A 2,795-nucleotide genomic window follows, 5' to 3' on the forward strand; every position below is an offset into this window, starting at 1 on the left:
AGGAGGTCAAGAACCTCGCCGCGCAGACCGGTGACGCCACCACCCAGATCGCCGACCAGCTCGCCGCGCTGACGTCCGACTCCCAGGGCGTCCGCCAGGCCGTGGAGCGCATCGACGAGGTCCTGGCCCGCATCGACTCCCTGCAGCAGACGATCGCCGCCGCCGTGGAGGAGCAGACCGCTGCGATCGGTGAGATCACCCGCTCGGCCGGTGAGGCCGCGGTCGCGGCCAAGGACCTGGACACCTCCGTCACCGCGTCGGTGACGGCCGCGCGCGACACCGAGGAGGTCCTGGCCAGGTCCAGGGCGTCCCTGGAGCGCGTCGGGTCCGCGGTGTCGGCGCAACGCAAGGCTCTCGCCTCCCTGGGCGAGGACGCACGGGAGCTGCTGGCGGTCGCAGCGTCCTGAGCACGGTCGAACGGGCGGTCCGGTGGTAGGCCCCGGACCGCCCGTTCGCGTACCCGGCGGGGTGCCTTGAGGTGACGCGCACCACTACGGTGCACTTGTGCCGTTCTGTACTCGCCCCGCCCCACCCGGCCCGCCGGTGGTGGAGCGGCCGTGGTGACCCAGCCCCGGGTCCAGCCGCGTCCCGGGCTGCGCGGCGGGGTCCCGCACCGGGCGGCCTCCTCCGCCTACGCCCTGGGTGTGCCGGCGGTGGTGGTCGGCACCGGGGTGCTCGTGGCGTGGCGCTGGCGGGGTGACCTGCCTGAGCCGCTGACGGTCCCGTGGGGTGCGGGTCTCGGGGCCGCGGCGACGACCCTCGGCGGACACCTGGGCCTCATGGTCGGCGTGGTGGCCGCAGTGTGCCTGTACCTGTGGTCGGTGGCGTTCTGGTCCGGTCGCGAGACCCTGATCCGCCGGTTCGCGTGCGGTGTGGCGGTCTGGGCTGCGGTGTTCGTGACGTCCACGTCGGTGGGTGCGCTGGGTGCGCACGCGGGCGTGGTCGGGGCCCGCGGTGACGGGGCCCTGGCCGCCGGCATCGCGGTCGCGTCCCTCGCCGGTGTGGTGACGGCGTGGCTGACCCCCGGTGACCCGCCGCGCCCCGTGGCCCCGGTCCTGGTGCGTGCCGCGGTCGTGGAGCTGGACGACGGTGAACGGTGGGAGACCCGGCCCCGTCAGCTCGGTGCCCAGTGGCTGAGCACGGCGGCCCTTCTCAGCGCGGTCCTGGTCGCCGTCCTGACGTCCTGGTGGGTGGGGGCCGTGGTCGTGGGGCTGGTGGTCGGGCTGGTCCTGCTGGTGGTGTCCGGCTGGGTGGTGCGCGTCGGCCTGGACGGGGTGCAGGTGCGGGGTCCGCTGGGGCGTCCGGTGGTCGACGTCCCGGTGCAGGACGTCACCGGGGCCCGGGTGGTGGCGGTGCACGCGTTCCGGGACTTCGGGGGATGGGGTCTGCGTGCAGGCACCGCGCCGGACGGTCGGCCCCGTGCCGGCCTGGTCCTGCGGTCCGGCCCGGCGCTGGAGGTCTCGCGCGTGGATGCCCCTCCGGTCGTGGTGACGATCGAGGACGCCGACACCGCGGCGGCGCTGGTGAACGCGCTCGTGGCGCGCAACCGGGCGCGGGCGGTCGAGGCCGAGGGCTGAGGCCCCCGCCTCTCGGCTCACGCCCCCGACCCCTCGCTGCACACGCCGTTCTCGACCAGCAGCTCCACGTGCTCACCGGGGTTCGCAGGCTCGGCGAGGTCGATCGTGGCGGGCGTCCCCAGGGCGGTGGTGCCCCGCGCCGTGGGGGTGTGCGCGGGGTCGAGGGCGTCGCAGTCCGTCACCCGCCACAGCACGGCGTAGCTGACCTCGCCCGACCCGAAGCGGGCCGGGGCGCGGTGCTGGGTGACGAGCGTCCCGTCCTCCTCGACGGGCCACCAGTCGAGCGGCTCGTCCGGGTCGCCGGTGCGGGGGCGCAACCACACCCCGATGGCCTGGGCGCCGGGCACGTCCTCGACGTCGGTCAGGGTGGCACTCGGCCACGCCCGCGACGTGAGCGTCACGACCGTCACCAGGTCGCCCTCCTCGGTGGTGGTGGCTGACGCGCCCCACCCGGTGGTGCCGGTCAACGACGGGCGCAGGACGAGCGGGGAGACCGCGGCTCCGCCCAGCAGGGCCACGACCAGCGTCGTGGTGAGGACCGTCCGTCGGGTCGAGCGCGTCGGGGCGAGGGAGAGGACGTCGGGGTCGTGCTGGGCATCGCGGTGGTGTGCGCCGTCGTGGTGTGCGCCGTCGTGGTGCGCGCCGTCGTCAGGCCGCGGGGAGTCACTTGCTGCGATCATTGGCCCATCGTACTATGCCAATATGACAAAGAGGGAGTCCCCATGGGCATCGTGATCCCCGTCCTGGCGCTGCTGGTCCTCGCAGTGGTGGCCTACGTGGTGGTCACCCGCACGCAGGTGACCACCCGGGACGTCGCCTGGCTCGCGGGCACCCGCACCCCGGGCCCCGACGAGGTCGCCGTCTACACCCGCTACCTGCGCCGCCACCGCGAGCACCGGGTCCTGGGCGGCGCCGTCGGCGGCCTGTTCGCCCTGATCGTCGGCCTGCTGTGGGAGCAGCGCATCAAGGTCGGCATCGGCGACGGCACACCCCTGGGGGACCTGCTGTTCTGCGTCCTGGCCGGGATCGTCGTCGGCGCCCTGCTGGCCGAGACCTACCGCCTGGAGCAGCCGCAACGCCCCACCGCATCCCTGCAGGCCAGGCCGCCCGTACCGGGCCTGGCCCAGGTGCGCGCCGCCCGGGCCGTCACCGCAGCGGCCGTCGTCCTGGGCGCGGGCATCTCCCTGGGCACCGGCACCGCGGCCCCCGCGGTCATGG

Annotated in this window: 3 protein-coding genes and 1 pseudogene; 3 read left to right on the forward strand and 1 reads right to left on the reverse strand. The window is 75.1% G+C overall.

Going from position 1 to position 2,795, the window contains the following annotated elements:
• Both N869_RS17975 and N869_RS16680 read left to right on the forward strand, forming a co-directional pair.
• Positions 1–407, forward strand: a pseudogene (locus N869_RS17975) (hypothetical protein); the annotation flags it as partial.
• Positions 408–557: 150 nt separating this feature from the next.
• A complete protein-coding gene (locus N869_RS16680) occupies positions 558–1,577 on the forward strand; it encodes a hypothetical protein (RefSeq protein WP_052105606.1) in 1,020 nt (339 codons plus the stop codon).
• Between the two features lie 17 nt (positions 1,578–1,594).
• Here N869_RS16680 and N869_RS14180 read toward each other — a convergent pair whose 3' ends face one another.
• Entirely contained in the window at positions 1,595–2,257 is a 663-nt protein-coding gene (locus tag N869_RS14180; protein WP_035062660.1) for a hypothetical protein, read from the reverse strand.
• 42 nt (positions 2,258–2,299) lie between these two features.
• Here N869_RS14180 and N869_RS14185 point away from each other — a divergent pair.
• On the forward strand, positions 2,300–2,795 hold a 496-nt coding region (locus N869_RS14185), incomplete at its 3' end, for a hypothetical protein (protein WP_035062661.1).

Origin of the sequence: Cellulomonas bogoriensis 69B4 = DSM 16987 (assembly GCF_000767165.1) — a bacterium.
GTDB lineage: Bacteria > Actinomycetota > Actinomycetes > Actinomycetales > Cellulomonadaceae > Actinotalea > Actinotalea bogoriensis.

Coding starts and splice junctions, on each gene's coding strand:
- N869_RS14180 (WP_035062660.1), bottom strand. CDS start 2,257: ATGATCGCAGCAAGTGACTCCCCGCGGCCTGACGACGGCGCGCACCAC.